The following is a 16,902-nucleotide window of genomic DNA, read 5'->3' as shown; positions in this document are numbered from 1 at the left end:
CAGTATTAAAACTGAATTTTCTTCTCCAAGAAGCTTTTCAATTCGCTAATTGGCATACGAACTTGCTCCATTGTGTCACGGTCACGTACTGTAACAGCTTTGTCTTCAACAGAGTCGAAGTCATATGTGATACAGAATGGTGTACCGATTTCGTCTTGGCGACGGTAACGTTTACCGATAGAACCAGTTTCATCAAAGTCTACCACGAAGTCTTTTGCTAGTTCTGCGAACACTTCTCCAGCGCCTTCAGATAGCTTTTTAGATAGCGGTAAGATCGCTGCTTTGTATGGTGCTAAAGCAGGATGGAAACGAAGAACTGTACGAGAGTCGTTTTCTAGTTGCTCTTCTTCGTATGCATCACATAAGAATGCTAATGTTACGCGGTCTGCGCCAAGAGATGGCTCGATGCAGTATGGTACGTAACGTTCATTCGTTTGTGGATCGATATAGTTAAAGTCTTCGTTAGAGTGTTCCATGTGACGCTTTAAGTCGAAGTCTGTACGAGATGCAACGCCCCAAAGTTCGCCCCAACCGAATGGGAATTTGAATTCAATATCAGTTGTTGCATTACTGTAGTGAGATAATTCTTCTTCACCGTGGTCACGAAGACGCATGCTTTCTTCGTTCATACCAAGTGATAGTAACCAGTTTTTACAAGTGTTACGCCAGAATGTGAACCATTCTAGTTCTTCACCTGGTTTACAGAAGAATTCAAGTTCCATTTGTTCGAATTCACGCGTACGGAATGTGAAGTTACCAGGCGTGATTTCGTTACGGAAACTTTTACCGATTTGACCAATACCAAATGGAAGTTTTTTACGCATAGAGCGTTGTACGTTTTTGAAGTTTACGAAAATACCTTGTGCTGTTTCAGGACGAAGGAAGATTTCGTTTGTACTAGATTCAGTAACGCCTTGGAATGTTTTAAACATTAAGTTAAACTGACGGATTTCTGTGAAGTCTTGATTGCCGCAATCTGGGCATTTTACTTCATGTTCTTTCATTAAGTCAGCCATTTGATCGAAAGTAAGACCATCAACGATCATTTCGATACCTTTTGCATCTAGAGCATCTTCAATTAATTTATCAGCACGGTGACGCGCTTTACATTTTTTACAGTCGATCATTGGATCGTTAAAGTTACCAACATGACCAGAAGCTATCCAAGTTTTTGGGTTCATTAAAATTGCTGCATCTAAGCCAACGTTGTATGGAGATTCTTGAATGAACTTTTTCCACCAAGCTTTTTTCACATTATTTTTTAATTCGATACCAAGTGGACCGTAATCCCAAGTATTTGCAAGGCCACCATAAATTTCAGAACCAGGGAAAACAAAACCGCGATGTTTCGCTAAGTTTACAACTTGTTCCATTGAATACATAATAAAATCCTCCTTTTAAAAGTTAACGTATTGGCGATGACAGGGTGTACTTGTTGGATAGCAATTTCGTGAGCAAGCCGCTTGCGCTTTTAGAGATATCCAGCTCCAGCGGCTAGAACAGTCGGTCATTTCGCTCCTTCCTGTGAGGCAAAAAGCGCCTCTTCGTCAGGGCCTCCAATGTCCTCCTGTTCTAAACGAGCCGCTTGCGCTTTTAAATACAAAAAAGCTCGTCTCTAGGCATTTTTGCCTAGGGACGAGCTTGTATATACCCGCGGTTCCACCCTAGTTGATGTGCGTATAAACGCACAACCACTTTATCACGTATTGCTCAAGACTGCCGTTTCCTCGCTTTTTCAGGCTTTCACTATCCCTGAATCGCTTTTTGTGCAAGTACTTATAAGTCCGTCATCGCTACTATATTTAATAATAATGACCATATTCTATCATGTTCCTTTTTAAATCACAATAGAGGAAAAAGCCTTTCTTTTTAGATGGACGAGAGTATCCGTCGATGGATAGAGGCGGAAAGTGCTTTTTCGCCTCATGCCAAGTGAAAACAAAGGGAGGAAATGAGAGCATCACTTCTTTTGTTTTCATGGCAGGGACTTAAATCGATATATATGATAGAGTTTCGCCTGTTTTATTATTCTTTATTCGGAAACGATGCTCATAGTAGAGCGAATATGTTTAATTGCTTCACGTTTGCTTAAAGGAGCAAGTTCATTGTTTTGAACGTATTCCCATACAGCATTTGGGCTTGTTTTCGCATATTCACGAAGTACCCAGCCAATTGCCTTTTGGATAAAAAATTCTTTTGAAGATTTGAGTTGTCCAATGATTGAGAAGAGAAGTTTTTCATCCATTTGCTCTTTATACTTCAGCTGAAATAAGATTGCAGAGCGTTGTAACCATATATTTTCTGAAGCAATCCATCTTGGAATATAGGTAGGAATGGCTTCTGGATGTTTAAAGAAAATGCTTCCTAGGAATGTTGGGACAATGCCATCAACGGAATCCCACCATGACTTCGTTGTAATAAGCTCCTCTAAGAATGGAATATGAGTTTCATCGAGGTGCCTTTTGTATTTTTGTAATAGATCGAGTGCGGCAGCTTGAAATTCGCGTTCGGACAAAGTCCAAAGTTCACGGATGACGAGTTGAAATTCCTCGTTGCTTGGGAGCTTATGTACTTGTATGACTTCATGTAGTAGCTTTCTTCTTTCCGGTGTTTGAATACCGAAAAACGAGAAGTGGTTTTTCATATAACGAGCCATGGGTTCTGCTTTTTCCGGATTTTGATGTGCAATAAATTGTTGCTGTAATGCTTCTACAAATGGGCGCATAAAACTGTTCTCCTTTCAGGTTTCTCTTTCATATTATATAAAGAAGTGATACGAAAGTGATATAAGAAATATGGTAAGAATAGAAAGGAGGGAGAGCAATGGAGGATCAAAGTATATTAGCAGGTTTTTTTGCTCTTAGTTTTACTTTCATTTTGATTATTGTAATTTGGGGTATCATTGCGTATGTATTAACGGCATTTTCACTTTATACAATGGCAAAAAATGATGGCGCTGAGGATGGGGTTCTTGCTTTTATTCCATTTTTAAATAGTAAAGTTTGGGGAGACTTGGCAAAGGAGAAATTACCTAGCTTTTTGAAAGAAGAGGCAGGATGGAAAATATTCGGAATATATGTTTTGTGTTTTATTTTGAACTTTGTTCCGATTTTAAATGTGCTAGCAACAGGGGTATCGCTTGTTCTGTCGATTTATTTGATATATGCCATTTTAGAGCGATATGGAACGAACGCAGTTTTATTTACAATTATTCATGTAATAACATGTTCTATTTTTCTTCCGATTCACTTGTTTTTGATTCGAAATGAGCCGACGAAATATTAGGATTTACTGGGGATAATTGTGTTGAGTATTGTTGGAAGATCGATATATGGGAAGAAAGAATTGGTATATTATAAAAATGAAAGGCTATCGCTGCGTGCGATAGCCTTTTATCTTTAAACGAGCCACTGTCGCTTTTTATGACTACATTAAGTAACGCAGATAAATGTAGATGTGAGAAATGATAAGTGACACGATCATAATTGGAAAACCGAATTTTAGGAACTCCATGTAGCTAAATCGGTGTCCTTCACGGCTTGCGATTCCTGCTACGATTACGTTAGCAGAAGCACCGATTAATGTACCGTTTCCGCCTAGACAAGCTCCGAGTGCCAATGACCACCATAGTACATCGATTTGCACATCGGAAGGTGATAGGCCAAGACCGACTGCCATATCGTTAATGAGTGGAATCATTGTTGCAACGAACGGAATGTTATCAATTGTTGCGGATGCAATACCGGATACCCATAAAATAAGGATAGATGCGTAGGAGATATCGCCACCTGTTAAACCAATTACTTTTTGTGCTAATGTTTTGATGAGTCCAATATCAATAAGTCCACCAACGAGTACGAATAGACCAGCAAAGAAGAAAATTGTAACCCACTCTACGTGAGCGAATATGTCTTCAATTTCATGCTCTTTTACACCGATTAGCATAAGTACAGTAGCACCCGTTAATGCAATTACTGCTGCATCAATGTGGAAAATAGAATGAGTCATGAACCCTAGAATTGTAAGACCAAGTACTGTCAAAGATTTTTTCATTAACACAGCATCTTTAATGTATTTCTTTTCATCTAAACTCATTAATTTTTTTATTTGTACAGGATCAGCAATTAGCTGCTTGCGATACATAAAGTAAATCATTGTAGCGGTAACAGCAATAATGATAATTACGATTGGAGCTAAGTTAAATAAGAAAGCATTAAAATCTAGATGTTTATTGGCAGAACCAATCATAATGTTTGGTGGATCACCAATTAATGTCGCGGTCCCTCCAATATTTGAAAAAATAATTTCGGAAAGTAAATATGGGACAGGATTTACTTGTAAAATACGCGTAATAGATAAAGTAACTGGAACAACAAGAAGTACAGTTGTTACGTTATCTAGAAATGCGGAGCCAAGCGCGGTAAGCAAAGAAAGAGAAATTAAGATTTTAATTGGATTTCCTTGTGCTTGTTTAGCGGCTTTAATTGCGACATATTGGAATACACCTGATTTACTCGTAATGTTTACTAAAATCATCATGCCGATCAGTAGTGTGATAGTTCCCCACTCAATATGTTTTGTAAAAGCAGTGTGCAGGTCAACGACTCCAAAGATCACCATAAGTGCAGCACCGAGAAGTGCGATAACAGCACGGTTAAGTTTTTCTGAAATAATAATAGCATATGTAATTAGAAAGACTGCGATTGCAAAGTAATATTGCCAGTTTGCAATTTCTTGCGTTGTTTCGTGCAAAAATTCCATCTCCTTTCGGGTAACTTTTCTTAGTGTGTCATAAATGTATGGAACAAACACACTTAAAGCCATTATAAAGTAGAAAAATGTCGGATGTAAATGGAAGGGTTTGCTTTGTCCTATTTTCTGTTTCGGTTAATTTTTCTTGTTTTTGAAAATATTTGCGGTTATTTGACATATACATAAAATACATCCAAATCTGAATGTATCTTATGTAATAGCATTCGAGCCTGTTCGTGTAGGAGGATAAAGTAGATAGAATGATAAGGAAGGGATTGTATGGGTGAACAACAATTTTTGTTTTTAGATTTTGAGTTCACAATGCCACAAAATAGGAAAAAACCAAAGGGTTTTTTTCCAGAGATTATTGAGGTAGGACTCGTATCGGTTGTTGATTGTATAGTGGAAAATACGTATTCATCTTATGTAAGACCAGAAGCTTTTCCAAGTTTAACAGATCGGTGTAAAAAATTTTTAGGAATTAATCAAGAAGCAGTAGACAGAGGGATTTCCTTTTTGGAACTTGTCGAGAAGCTTGTGCAATATGAAAAACGCTGTCAAACAACAATTGTAACGTGGGGCAATATGGATATGAAAGTACTGAAGCATAATTGTGAGGCTGTAGGTGTCGAGTTTCCTTTTTCAGGGCAGTGCAGAGACTTATCGCTCGAGTATAAACGTTTCTTTGGAGAGCGGAATCAAACTGGACTATGGAAAGCGATTGAAGCGTATGGGAAAGTAGGAACAGGGAAGCATCACTGTGCACTTGATGATGCGATGACGACCTATAATATTTTTAAGCTGGTTGAAAAGGACAAAGAATATTTAGTAAAACCATCTCCACCGACTTTAGGTGAGCTTATTGATTTTTCAAAGGTGTTAAAGAAAGTGAGTACACAATAGCGACCAAATTACAAACTGTGTAATTTGGTCGCTTTGTTTTTTATAGCTTGTAATCTTGTTTTAATTGCTTTAGTACCTGCAAACTACGCTTTGCAAAAGGAGAGTCGTCTTCTTGAAATGCATTCACTTGTGAGTCTAATGCTATTTTCAGAGATTCTTTATAATCCGGGATATTCCCTTCATATTTTTTTACCATTGGTTGCGGAATATTTGTTTGTTCGCGAAAAGCTAAAGCACGTCTTTCATGGAAAAATGGTACATCAGCTTGCTTTACATTATGTAAATCACCTTGCGTAGGATGTTTTAAAACAGCTAATACTCTCACAACGTAGCTTCCAGGACGGCTGTTTGTAATTTCACCGATATATTTTCCTGTTTTATAGATGCCAGTAACGATATCACCAATTTGGAATGTTTCGCTCATATTTTTCACCTCAATTTTATAGTAAGGAAAGAGTGGGATGGAGTCAAAGAAATCATCTGCCAGAGAATGATTTTGAGAAGTTAGGTGCGCGTGTGATTAGAGAGATGTTATAATTTGAAAAGATGTAACAGAAAATTCTGATGAATCAAAAGGATGAAAGTGTACATCGTTTGCTTCGATGAATTCACAGATATAGATGTATTTTTGCTCAGGGATTTACTGAATAGAGTAAGAGTGTAGAAAAAACAAAGGAGTGTGATCTTTATGATGCCTTTATATTTTCCAGAAGATAAAACAGAATATATTATTCCAGGGATTGTTTGTGTTTTATTTATAGTCGGTGCAATTGCAACTTGGCGTATGTTTATTCGTGTATCGAAGAGAGAGGCAGAACGTTTGCAGAAAGTAGAACAAAAGTTGTTAGCGGAAAAGAAACACTAATTCGCTTTTGTATGTTTCCCTCTATGCTCGGACAATCTAAGGGCAGAATGTATTTTGGAGGGAATTGTGATGAAAAAGCAGCTTTTATTTGTGTTTTGTTTGCTGTTTCTTATGGCAGGCTGTGATAAAGGGAAACCGAAAGAAATAGATGTAAAGTTATATAATGCTTCTGGTGATAAAGTTGGAACCGCAAAGGTGGTTCAAAAAACAAATGGCGTGAAAATATCCATTAAGGCAGAGGGATTTACGCCAGGAGCACATGGATTACATATTCATGACATTGGGGAATGTAAAGCACCTCTTTTTATATCAGCGGGTGATCATTTTAATCTAGATAAGAAAAAGAAACATGGACTTATGAATCCAAAGGGAGCAGAGAATGGTGATTTGCCGAATGTAATTGCTGATGATAAAGGTGCGATTAAGGCGGATATTGAAGCACCTAATATATCGCTTGAAGAAGGGAAAACGACACTTCATCGAAAAGATGGGGCAACGATTATTATTACTGAAAACGCTGATGATGGTATGACGCAACCTGCTGGAAATTCAGGGAACCGAATTGCTTGTGGGGTTATTGTAGAAAAAGCATCAGCCGCTAAGAAAAAGTAGAAGCTACCTTTTGAAAGGATAGCTTCTTTCAGTTAACTATGAAAATGTATACTGGAGTCTGTGCAGTATTTCTTCAAGTTGTCTTCTTGGACAACCGATGTTAATACGAATATATTGCTCTCCGCCGGTTCCGTATTTTTCACCTGGTTCAACGATGATCTTCCCTTTTTCTTCAAGTTGTTTTGTTCTTTCTTTTTCAGACAAATCAAGGCGAGAACAGTCAACCCATAGTAAAAAAGTACCTTCTGATTGAATGACAGAAAGTATAGGAATATGCTGCTTGATAAATTCACGAGCGAACCGGGCATTTTCTTCTATATATAAACGGATGTCTGCTAACCATTCGTTACATTCTGTATAGGCACTTTGCATTGCTACATAAGCCAATGTATTTAACCCATGAAAACCTTGACGGTGTTGTACAGATGTAAAGGCATCGCGAAGTTTTTTATTAGGAATAATAATAATAGATGCCTGCAGTCCTGCAATGTTGAACGTTTTGCTTGGTGCCATGCAAGTGATTGTGCGTGCCGCTAATGATTCAGATAAGGAAGCAAATGGTGTATGGGTATGATTTGAGAAAATAATGTCTGCATGGATTTCATCCGTGACAACGATTACATTATATTGTTCACATAATGCTCCAAGTTTTGTAAGTTCTTCCTTTGTCCAAACGCGACCGACAGGGTTGTGTGGACTACAAAGGAGCATAAGTTTCACACCCTGTTTGAATTGTGATTCCAAATGTTCAAAATCCATTGTGTATACGCCGTCCTGCAAGAGTAATGGATTTTCGCATACAAGACGGTTATTTTTTGTGACCATATCAAAGAATGGAGGATAAATCGGTGGTTGCACCAGTACGGCATCATTTTCAGTTGTGAAAGCTTGTACACTAGTGCTGAGAGCAGGGACGATTCCTGAACTAAATACAATCCATTCTTTTTTTATATCCCAATTGTATTGACTTTTTGCCCACTGACAAATCGTATCTGTGATTTCTTCTGGTGGCATTGTATAACCGAAAATAGGATGTTCAAGGCGTTTTTTCATTGCAGATTGAATTGGCTTTGGAATAGGAAAATCCATATCTGCAATCCATGCATGTAGCAGTTCTTCATTCTTATATGTATCCCACTTTACGCTATGAGTTCCCCGGCGATTTACAGTTTTATGAAATTGCTGCATATTATTTGCCTCCCTTTACTTGAATCGATGATTTTGTGAAAGTTCCTCACTTCTTCTAGCATAGCTGATATGATACGATAAAGAAAAGAGTGAAAAATAGGAAAAGGCGGGAAGTAGATGGGCGCATATGAAAAGATGGTGGAAATGGTGAAGAATTGGGATCCTTTTCAAATGGGACCGGAATTTTATGAAACAGAAGCAAGTGATGTCGTGTACGTGGTAAGTGCGTTTGACGATCCGAAGTATATTGCGAAAAAAATCCAGCATATTTATTTCATGTCTTTTGAAGAAGTACCATCTATTGAGAAATGTGAGAAATTAGCAGAGGAATTACTCATATTAAAAGAAGGTGGAAGTTGTTCATTATAGGCTGTCGGGTGTTCCGACAGCCTTTGCTTTTGTAGTAATTTTGATGTTGTATATCGTGAAATGATTGATATAGTAGCTGAAGCCGCCGATATATGGATGTTACTGTGCTGAAAATGCCACGATTTCTTCGTATACATGCTGTGGCTTCTCTTCTGGCAATAAGTGTCCAGCATTTTCGTATGAAATAAATGTAGAGTTTGGTAAGTCTTCGTGTAACCGTTGCCCAACATGAACGGGAACAACACGGTCTTTTTCACCCCAAATAAGCAAGGTAGGTGTTTCAATTTTACGTAATTCAGCTGAAGATAAATCACCTTCTCGGTCCCGAATCATTCGAGTTAAAGCCGGGAAAATACGGTTATCATAAAAGGGGGCTGAGTAGCCTTCCATCATTTCATCATCAATTAAAGAGTGATCATAAACGACATTCATTAAATTATGAACAATGCCTCTTCGTATAATCCAATTTTTTACGTATAAATGGAAGAACGGTAAATAGGAAGTATAGATGAGCGGGAACTTTGCCCTTGTTAAGTAGCTTGAGCTACATAGTAAGATTGTTTTTGTAATTAAATCAGGGCGTATACGATTGACATAGAGTGAGATTTGTCCGCCCATTGAATGCCCAACTAGCACAATATTTTGCAATGCTAAATGTTCCACTAAATCGATAATTATAGTTGCTAGATTATGATAGGAATATGTAAAGTGATTTGACTTATCACTTTTTCCAAATGGCGGTAAATCGAGAGCGACAACAGTTCCTTCTTTTGTAAGCAGTGGGATGAGTCGTCGGTAACTAAATGAGGACGATAAAAAACCGTGAACGAGTACGAAAGTTGGCCTATCCTCTTTACTTTGGTATTCATACAACTCGTAATGAACGGTAGTGCCGCGAGTGGAAAAAGTGAAGTAAGGATGTTTTGTCTCATGGTTCATTTTTTTTCACTCCATTGATTTTTTTCATATTATTTCCTAGTAGAAAAAAGTTTATGTTAGTAAAAAAAGGCAAGATGGAGGGCCATCTTGCCTTTTTTATCCACGTACAATATTTGGAGGTGTCTTTCCTTGTAACCCAGCAACTAGATTTTCGGCAGCTGTCATTGCCATTTTGTGTCTCGTTTTTAATGTCGCAGATCCGATGTGCGGCAGCGTAACGACGTTTGTTAACGATAATAACGGATTATCTTTTTCCACTGGTTCTTGTGTGAATGTATCAATGCCAGCTGCAAAGATTTTCTTTTGTTTCAGTGCATCAATTAATGCATTTTCATCGACTGTTTTCCCGCGGGAAGCATTAATGAAAATAGCTGTTTCTTTCATTAATGAAAATTCCTTCTCGCCGATAAGATGGTATGTTTCCTCTGTTAAAGGGGTTAGAAGAACAATGAAATCTGATTGCGCTAGTAAAGTGTTTAAATCACAGTACGTCGCTTCGAATTTTTGTTCAGCGTCTTCTTTACGGCGACGATTATAGTAAAGAACATTCATATCAAACCCGAATTTGGCACGTTTAGCAACAGCCTCTCCAATTCGGCCCATGCCAATAATTCCAATTGTACTATGATGTACATCCATTCCGAAATGCTCCTGTGTAATTTCGGAATTCCAATTACCATCTTTCACATAAGAATCAAGCTCGCATACGCGGCGTCCCGCTGATAACATAAGAGCGAAAACAAGATCGGCTACTGTATCATCTAATACATATGGGGTATTCGTACCAATCACATTTTTGCCCCGCATCGCTTCTAAATCAAAATTATCATAGCCAACAGAAATATTGCTCACAACTTTTAGTTGGGGAGCTGCTTGAAATAATTCCTCATCAATTTTTGCACCAAAGTTAAGTAAACCCTGCTTATCTTTTACTTTTTCTAATAGAACTTCACGAGGTATCTTCTCATTACTATGCCATTTTTCATATTCACAATGCTCAGAGATATATGTTTCTACAGACTTTGGAACGCGCTCAGCAATATATACTTTTGGTTTCACGGTTTCAGCCCCTTTTTCTTTTTCCCCGCTTTAACGAGCCATAAAATCCACACCTAAATAGTTAGAGAGAAGTGAGGAAGAAAGGTGAAGACAGGCTATCCGTTAAAGCACAATTGGTGATGGTTAATAATCAGCGATAGATGAAGAAAATTTATACTGATTAAAGTTTCACTCTATTTTTACATAATTCTCTAAAAAAATCTTCTTTTCAAATATAAAAGGAAGGAGGAAGGAATATGATGACTGAAAAAATTAGAATTATTAGCTTGTCTTGAAAAACAGTCGTTTATCCGTAGAAACTTTAGCGGAAATGTTAAATGTAGAAATAGAAGGAGTAAAAGAAATGATGGAGAAGTTAGAGAGAGTAAAATTATTGTTCACTATGTTACACATATAGATTGGAAAAAAGTAAAAGGACATAGAGGTTTGTAGAAAATAAAAAAAGGACAAAACAGAATATGTTTTGTCCATAAAAGGGGGGGAATACTAGAAAGCCATGTGTTAGTATTCTATCCCAATATTTGAAAATTATACTTACTTGAGGAAAGTTTTTCATGAATTTTGAATGAAACGAGAGCTAGTGGTATAATTTACTAATATAAAGTGAAACTTTTCTCAGCGAGGGAGATTTATCTTTTTACTGAGAATGAGCTTTCACTAATCGGATATTTATGAATAGTTGCATCTGCTAATCTTTTTGGTTTTCTCGGTGGATGTCTTGCTACCTGCAAATAGCAGGGAAAATGGTAAGCGTATAGGAGTGTTTCATATGTCAGAACAATACACAACAGGAGTGGTTGTGAAAGGGAAAGTGACTGGAATTCAAGATTACGGTGCGTTTGTAGCATTGGACGCCGAAACGCAAGGACTTGTACATATATCTGAAATTACAAATGGATATGTAAAGGATATTCATGACTTTTTAAAGGTCGGAGATATGGTAGAAGTAAAAGTACTTTCAATTGATGAAGAACACAAAAAAATGAGTTTATCGTTAAAAGCAGCAAAGCGAAAGCAAGGAAGAATTATCGTACCCAAACCATCTGATAAAGGGTTCAATACGCTTCGCGAAAAGTTAACAGAGTGGATTGAAGAATCACAGTTAACAAAATAAAAGAGGATCGCTAAATCAGCAATCCTCTTTTATTTTGTTATGATATATATTAGCAAATATGATTGCATGCAATCATATTCGTATGTCGGATGGGAAGTGCGGAGCCATGTTTTATTATCGAACTTCGCGTGTTTCTGGGTGTGTTCCAAGGTTTTCGGATGGTTTAAACAATAAACCAAGGTTAATAAGCCCAGAAATACCAACAATACCGTAAATGATTCGTGCAAGTGCGGAACCTTGCCCACCGAAGATAGCTGCTACTAAATCAAATTGAAAGAATCCAATAAGTCCCCAGTTGACGGCACCGATGATAGTGAATACTAATGCAATACGTTGTAAAGTACTCATCTTGAATAGTCCTCCTTAAATTTGAAGTATAAGCAAGCCTTTAGTATTCGCGAGTAATAAGAATCCACCTATATGAAATTGGTGGGTATAAAGCGAAATCCAAAAATGGGAGTACGCATTATACAACTTAACTCTCTTATAGAATGACTCTCCTTTGTTGTTTTTATACATAAAAAATTTTCATTATAGGATGTGTATACATCCATACTAAGGAATACGAATTTTTATGCGAAAAATGAACTTTTTTTTAAAAATAAATATTGGTTACGTTTACAATTCTTCAATTGCTTGATTTACAACTTCAGTTTCGCTAAAGTGAATACAGAAGTACATATACATAATTGGAGGGAAAAAGATGAGCACACATGTAACGTTCGATTATTCTAAAGCGTTATCGTTCATCAGTGAACGTGAACTAACTTATTTACGTGATGCAGTAAAAGTATCGCACCATGCAATCCATGAACAAACTGGAGCTGGGAACGATTTCCTTGGGTGGGTAGAGCTTCCACTTCAATACGACAAAGAAGAATTTGCTCGCATTCAAAAATGTGCTGAGAAAATTAAAAGTGACTCTGACATTTTACTTGTTGTAGGTATTGGTGGTTCTTACTTAGGAGCACGCGCAGCAATTGAAATGTTAAATCATTCTTTCTACAATACACTTTCTAAAGAACAACGCAAAACTCCACAAGTGCTATTTGTTGGGCAAAACATTAGCTCCACTTACATGAAAGATTTAATGGATGTATTAGAAGGTAAAGATTTCTCCATTAACGTTATTTCTAAATCAGGTACAACAACAGAACCTGCAATTGCATTCCGCATTTTCCGTAAATTATTAGAAGAGAAATATGGAAAAGAAGAAGCACGTAAACGTATTTATGCAACAACTGATAAAGCGCGTGGTGCTTTAAAAACATTAGCTGATGAAGAAGGATACGAAACATTTGTAATTCCAGATGATGTTGGCGGTCGTTTCTCTGTATTAACACCAGTTGGTTTATTACCAATTGCAGTGAGTGGTTTAAATATTGAAGAGATGATGCAAGGTGCAGCTGCTGGGCACGATGACTTTGCGAAATCTGAGCTGGAAGAAAATCCTGCTTACCAATATGCAGTTGTGCGTAATGCTTTATATAACAAAGGTAAAACAATTGAAATGCTTGTTAACTACGAGCCGGCGCTTCAATACTTTGCTGAGTGGTGGAAACAGTTATTTGGTGAAAGTGAAGGGAAAGATCAAAAAGGTATTTTCCCATCTTCAGCAAACTTCTCAACTGACTTGCATTCATTAGGTCAATACATTCAAGAAGGACGTCGCGATCTATTTGAAACAGTTCTGAAAGTAGGGAAAGCTACACATGAACTAAAAATCGAATTAGACGAGAACGATTTAGATGGTTTAAACTACCTTGCTGGTGAAACAGTAGACTTCGTAAACACAAAAGCATACGAAGGTACATTACTTGCACATAGCGATGGCGGTGTACCAAACTTAATCGTAAACATTCCAGAATTAAATGAGTACACATTCGGTTACCTTGTATACTTCTTCGAAAAAGCGTGTGCGATGAGCGGCTACTTATTAGGCGTAAATCCATTTGATCAACCAGGTGTAGAAGCATACAAGAAAAACATGTTTGCTCTTCTTGGAAAACCAGGATTCGAAGAACTAAAAGCAGAATTAGAAGAGCGTTTGAAATAGGGAAAGCGAAGCCGCCGACCACTCTAGCCATTGTAGTTGGATAAAAAAGCGAAAAAAGCTGTTGGGATAATCCCCACAGTTTTTTTATTGGAAAAATTGGGATGGGACTTGTCGAATCATTGATATATCATGCAAGAACAAAGAAGAATCGGGTATGCTAAGGGAAAAGTTTAGGAAGGATGAATAGCTTGATTCCAATTCAATCAAATTTAGAAGGTCATACATATGCCCTTTTTAAATTAGAAGAAACATTAAAACCGCTTGGTTATAGTATTGGTGGCAATTGGGGTTACGACAAAGGGTGCTTTGATTATAAAATAGATGAGGAAGAGGGATATCAATTTTTAAGAGTACCATTTACAGCAACGGAAGGAGAGCTAGATGTGCCTGGAGTAGTAGTTCGCCTTGACACGCCGTATCTTCTTTCGCATGTATATCAAGACGAACTGGATGATCAAGTAAATACATTAGCAGCTGGAGTAAGTGGAGTAGATCAATTCGCAGAGCCACAAGATGCAGATGGAAATATAAAAAGAAAATACATTGATATCGGAAAGGCTTTAGTAAAAGAGCTGGAAAAGCATCTTATTCATGTTTAATTATGATAAATATGTCGCTTTCAATAATAATAAAGGAGCGGACGGGATTGATGTGATATTGTTCATCTCGCTGCACACCTAGCAGTAGGACGTTTTGTTTTAAAAGCAGGCCACTGCAAGCTTCGAAAGTTTTTCCGATATAAACTGTAGGAGCATTCATCAGTTGCAATTTATTTTCCGAGATTTCATTATAAAGTGTAAATAATACACCTGAAATGGAAGGGAATAAAAGAGATGCAGTAAAGACGTAGCTTGTTAATTTATTTCCTTCTATAATTTCTGTTGCCCCCGCTCTACTCGCATTTTGAACTTGTTCAGAAGTGAGTATTTCAGCGATACAGTGGATATTTGGATTCAGCCCTTTAGCAGTTAAAATGTTTAAAATAGATTGTGTGTCAGCTAAGTTTTCATTTTTCTCTTTATCTGCCGTGATTAAAATAGTTTGGGCTGTTCGAACATTTGCTTTTAGTAAAGTTTGATCATGATGTGGACAGCCTTTAATAAACTCTAAGTGATGGAAAGATTTCGGAAGCAAAGAAAGGGTTTCATCGATGAGTACGATATCAAGCTTCGGTTCTAGTACATGCATTTGGCTTACGACTTGTTTGGCACGTTCATTCCAGCCGACAATTATCATATGTCCATGGCAGGAAGCTGCTTCTTCACCTTTAATTTTCATATACTGCTTACTAATCATTTCGGTGGCGAATAACACCATATAATAGGAGCAGAAACCTGTTCCTAATAAAATGAGAAGCATGCCTGTAAGTTTTCCTATAGGTGTGTGCGGGACGTAATCGCCGTAACCGACAGTAAAAGTTGTAACAAGTGCCCACCAGATTCCATCAAACCATGTAGAAAAATAAGTGGGTTCAAATTTATATATGAGAAGACCAAAAACAGTAATTAGTAGGATAATGAAGCTAATTAAGCGGAAAATAATGGAGTCACGAAATACATCTACTAGATTAGCGCGTGATTTCAAATTTATATTCCTCCTCACCTTGTATAGCTACATTGTTACCATTATGAAAAAAAGAAAAACTCTCTATTTTGTAAGAGAGTTTTTTAGTGGTTCATCAGAAACGCTATATGCTTTCAACTTCTGTTTGTTGTACACTTTCTAAATGTTGCAACGCATAATAGACGTCAGCTGTATGTCTTTTTTGATCAACAGACAGTTTTAGTTGTAAAAAGTGCGATCCGTTTTCTAATGTTTTGAGTTTCATATTTTTAACTTTTATATCCATTGCTTTTATTTCTTCAATAACAATAGGTATATTGTTCATATTACTTACAACAAGTTTGACAGCGATATCTCGCTGCCTGAGTGACCTAGGACCTAAAATCTTCATTGTTAATGGAATGAGTTCGACGCTAATCATAAGAAAACACATGCCGAAAATTGCTTCAAGATAAAAACCAGCTCCCACAGCAATCCCAATGCCTGATGCTCCCCAAATCATAGCGGCAGTAGTTAAGCCCGCGATACTGTCGTTTCCTCTTCTTAAAATGACACCAGCGCCTAGAAAACCAATTCCTGAAACAATTTGAGCTGCAAGGCGAAGAGGGTCCATGTTGATATGATCTGTATGAGGTAAGTTATAGGCAGATTTAATAGAGACAATAGTAAGGAGACAGCTAATAATTGAAATGACTAAGCAAGTTTTTAAACCAAGTGGTTTTCTTTTTAATTCGCGTTCTAAACCGATAGCAAATCCTAAAATAGCAGAGAGACCTAGTTTGATTAATAAATCGGTATAGTCCATATGTACTCCTCCTTGTAAGTGGGTTTACTGTAAAGGCAATGATAACGTTAAGAAGAAACGTTTTTCTTAATAAATGAAATTTCCATCAGCGGGTATGGTACTTCCTGCACAATGAAATTCTTTTTGTAAAGAATGATAGATAGTAATGAAGCCGATTATGGTGAAAAAGATATGAATGAAGTGGGGAATAAAAAGGCATTTTATTTAAGTATATGGCGTAAATAAAGAAACTTGGCTATTTTTTATAAAAAAGTTTTAAAAGGGTGTTGCATTTCATTTTTCTACATGCTATATTAATAACCGTCGCTGATGCGAGACAGCAGAAAGCGAAAAAAAGAAATAAAAAACTTTGTTGACATCGAAAAAAGAAGGTGTTAACATAAGGGAGTCGCAAATGAGCGGCAAACAAGTTCTTTGAAAACTGAACGAAACAAACAACGTGAAACGTCAATTTTTATTTTAGATGCTAGACAAACTAACTTTATTGGAGAGTTTGATCCTGGCTCAGGATGAACGCTGGCGGCGTGCCTAATACATGCAAGTCGAGCGAATGGATTAAGAGCTTGCTCTTATGAAGTTAGCGGCGGACGGGTGAGTAACACGTGGGTAACCTGCCCATAAGACTGGGATAACTCCGGGAAACCGGGGCTAATACCGGATAACATTTTGCGCTGCAT

The 16,902-nt window shown here is 37.3% G+C and carries 18 protein-coding genes, 1 rRNA gene and 2 pseudogenes; 11 read left to right on the top strand and 10 right to left on the bottom strand.

Annotated features, from left to right (window positions below; translation table 11 throughout):
• Positions 1-5 precede the first annotated feature (5 nt).
• Together BLV40_RS21925 and BLV40_RS21920 are read right to left on the bottom strand one after the other, a co-directional pair.
• Positions 6-1,382 carry a glycine--tRNA ligase gene (locus tag BLV40_RS21925; RefSeq protein WP_090693861.1) on the bottom strand — a complete coding sequence of 459 codons (1,377 nt, stop codon included), beginning with the start codon at positions 1,380-1,382 and terminating at the stop codon, positions 6-8.
• 650 nt (positions 1,383-2,032) lie between these two features.
• Positions 2,033-2,725 (bottom strand): DNA alkylation repair protein, encoded by a 693-nt coding sequence (locus tag BLV40_RS21920; protein WP_090693857.1) that lies wholly within the window; start codon positions 2,723-2,725, stop codon positions 2,033-2,035.
• A 98-nt stretch (positions 2,726-2,823) separates the two neighbouring features.
• Here BLV40_RS21920 and BLV40_RS21915 point away from each other — a divergent pair, with 98 nt between their 5' ends.
• Positions 2,824-3,285, top strand: a complete 462-nt coding sequence (locus BLV40_RS21915; protein WP_090693854.1) for a hypothetical protein — start codon at positions 2,824-2,826, stop codon at positions 3,283-3,285.
• A gap of 141 nt (positions 3,286-3,426) precedes the next feature.
• On the opposite strand, the gene BLV40_RS21910 is transcribed toward BLV40_RS21915, so the two are convergent.
• Positions 3,427-4,752, bottom strand: coding sequence for an ArsB/NhaD family transporter (locus BLV40_RS21910; RefSeq protein WP_026594252.1), 1,326 nt, complete (start codon positions 4,750-4,752; stop codon positions 3,427-3,429).
• A gap of 279 nt (positions 4,753-5,031) precedes the next feature.
• On the opposite strand from BLV40_RS21910, the gene kapD reads away from it, so the two are divergent.
• Positions 5,032-5,655 carry a 3'-5' exonuclease KapD gene (kapD, locus tag BLV40_RS21905; RefSeq protein ID WP_026594253.1) on the top strand — a complete coding sequence of 208 codons (624 nt, stop codon included), beginning with the start codon at positions 5,032-5,034 and terminating at the stop codon, positions 5,653-5,655.
• A 40-nt stretch (positions 5,656-5,695) separates the two neighbouring features.
• Here kapD and BLV40_RS21900 read toward each other — a convergent pair whose 3' ends face one another.
• Positions 5,696-6,079, bottom strand: a complete 384-nt coding sequence (locus tag BLV40_RS21900; protein ID WP_026594254.1) for a kinase-associated lipoprotein KapB — start codon at positions 6,077-6,079, stop codon at positions 5,696-5,698.
• 153 nt (positions 6,080-6,232) lie between these two features.
• On the opposite strand from BLV40_RS21900, the pseudogene BLV40_RS21895 reads away from it, so the two are divergent.
• The 3 genes and pseudogenes from BLV40_RS21895 to BLV40_RS21890 form a co-directional block, all read left to right on the top strand.
• Positions 6,233-6,313 (top strand): annotated as a pseudogene (locus BLV40_RS21895) (thiamine biosynthesis protein ThiJ); the annotation flags it as partial.
• A 30-nt stretch (positions 6,314-6,343) separates the two neighbouring features.
• On the top strand, positions 6,344-6,520 hold the full coding sequence (locus BLV40_RS28710; RefSeq protein WP_170833691.1) for a hypothetical protein: 177 nt from the start codon (positions 6,344-6,346) through the stop codon (positions 6,518-6,520).
• A gap of 69 nt (positions 6,521-6,589) precedes the next feature.
• Entirely contained in the window at positions 6,590-7,132 is a 543-nt protein-coding gene (locus tag BLV40_RS21890; protein WP_090693851.1) for a superoxide dismutase family protein, read from the top strand.
• A gap of 36 nt (positions 7,133-7,168) precedes the next feature.
• Here BLV40_RS21890 and BLV40_RS21885 read toward each other — a convergent pair whose 3' ends face one another.
• Positions 7,169-8,320, bottom strand: coding sequence for a MalY/PatB family protein (locus BLV40_RS21885; RefSeq protein ID WP_090693848.1), 1,152 nt, complete (start codon positions 8,318-8,320; stop codon positions 7,169-7,171).
• A gap of 117 nt (positions 8,321-8,437) precedes the next feature.
• On the opposite strand from BLV40_RS21885, the gene BLV40_RS21880 reads away from it, so the two are divergent.
• On the top strand, positions 8,438-8,689 hold the full coding sequence (locus tag BLV40_RS21880; RefSeq protein ID WP_026594257.1) for a DUF1871 family protein: 252 nt from the start codon (positions 8,438-8,440) through the stop codon (positions 8,687-8,689).
• A gap of 99 nt (positions 8,690-8,788) precedes the next feature.
• On the opposite strand, the gene BLV40_RS21875 is transcribed toward BLV40_RS21880, so the two are convergent.
• Together BLV40_RS21875 and BLV40_RS21870 are read right to left on the bottom strand one after the other, a co-directional pair.
• The gene (locus BLV40_RS21875) at positions 8,789-9,628 is read right to left on the bottom strand and encodes an alpha/beta fold hydrolase (RefSeq protein ID WP_026594258.1); all 840 of its coding nucleotides are present in this window, start codon (positions 9,626-9,628) and stop codon (positions 8,789-8,791) included.
• A 96-nt stretch (positions 9,629-9,724) separates the two neighbouring features.
• Complete coding sequence (locus BLV40_RS21870) at positions 9,725-10,687, bottom strand: 2-hydroxyacid dehydrogenase (RefSeq protein ID WP_090693844.1); 963 nt, start codon at positions 10,685-10,687, stop codon at positions 9,725-9,727.
• A 243-nt stretch (positions 10,688-10,930) separates the two neighbouring features.
• On the opposite strand from BLV40_RS21870, the pseudogene BLV40_RS21865 reads away from it, so the two are divergent.
• Both BLV40_RS21865 and yugI read left to right on the top strand, forming a co-directional pair.
• Positions 10,931-11,116: pseudogene (locus BLV40_RS21865) on the top strand (Lrp/AsnC family transcriptional regulator); the annotation flags it as partial.
• A 340-nt stretch (positions 11,117-11,456) separates the two neighbouring features.
• Positions 11,457-11,801 carry a S1 domain-containing post-transcriptional regulator GSP13 gene (gene yugI / locus BLV40_RS21860; protein WP_026594260.1) on the top strand — a complete coding sequence of 115 codons (345 nt, stop codon included), beginning with the start codon at positions 11,457-11,459 and terminating at the stop codon, positions 11,799-11,801.
• Positions 11,802-11,915: 114 nt separating this feature from the next.
• Here the strand turns inward: yugI and BLV40_RS21855 are convergent, their stop codons facing one another.
• Positions 11,916-12,149 (bottom strand): DUF378 domain-containing protein, encoded by a 234-nt coding sequence (locus BLV40_RS21855; RefSeq protein ID WP_026594261.1) that lies wholly within the window; start codon positions 12,147-12,149, stop codon positions 11,916-11,918.
• Positions 12,150-12,504: 355 nt separating this feature from the next.
• On the opposite strand from BLV40_RS21855, the gene BLV40_RS21845 reads away from it, so the two are divergent.
• Positions 12,505-13,857, top strand: coding sequence for a glucose-6-phosphate isomerase (locus BLV40_RS21845; protein ID WP_026594262.1), 1,353 nt, complete (start codon positions 12,505-12,507; stop codon positions 13,855-13,857).
• 188 nt (positions 13,858-14,045) lie between these two features.
• Entirely contained in the window at positions 14,046-14,456 is a 411-nt protein-coding gene (locus BLV40_RS21840; RefSeq protein WP_026594263.1) for a YugN-like family protein, read from the top strand.
• Here the strand turns inward: BLV40_RS21840 and BLV40_RS21835 are convergent.
• Together BLV40_RS21835 and BLV40_RS21830 are read right to left on the bottom strand one after the other, a co-directional pair.
• Positions 14,443-15,441 (bottom strand): potassium channel family protein, encoded by a 999-nt coding sequence (locus tag BLV40_RS21835; RefSeq protein ID WP_090693837.1) that lies wholly within the window; start codon positions 15,439-15,441, stop codon positions 14,443-14,445. The genes BLV40_RS21840 and BLV40_RS21835 overlap by 14 nt on opposite strands.
• A gap of 103 nt (positions 15,442-15,544) precedes the next feature.
• A complete protein-coding gene (locus BLV40_RS21830) occupies positions 15,545-16,225 on the bottom strand; it encodes an MgtC/SapB family protein (protein ID WP_026594265.1) in 681 nt (226 codons plus the stop codon).
• Positions 16,226-16,706: 481 nt separating this feature from the next.
• Here BLV40_RS21830 and BLV40_RS21820 point away from each other — a divergent pair.
• A 16S ribosomal RNA gene (locus tag BLV40_RS21820) occupies positions 16,707-16,902 on the top strand; the annotation flags it as partial.

The sequence above is a fragment of the Bacillus sp. 166amftsu genome (genome assembly GCF_900107445.1).
Lineage (GTDB): Bacteria > Bacillota > Bacilli > Bacillales > Bacillaceae_G > Bacillus_A > Bacillus_A arachidis.
This window is presented reverse-complemented; position numbering and strand designations above follow the sequence as displayed.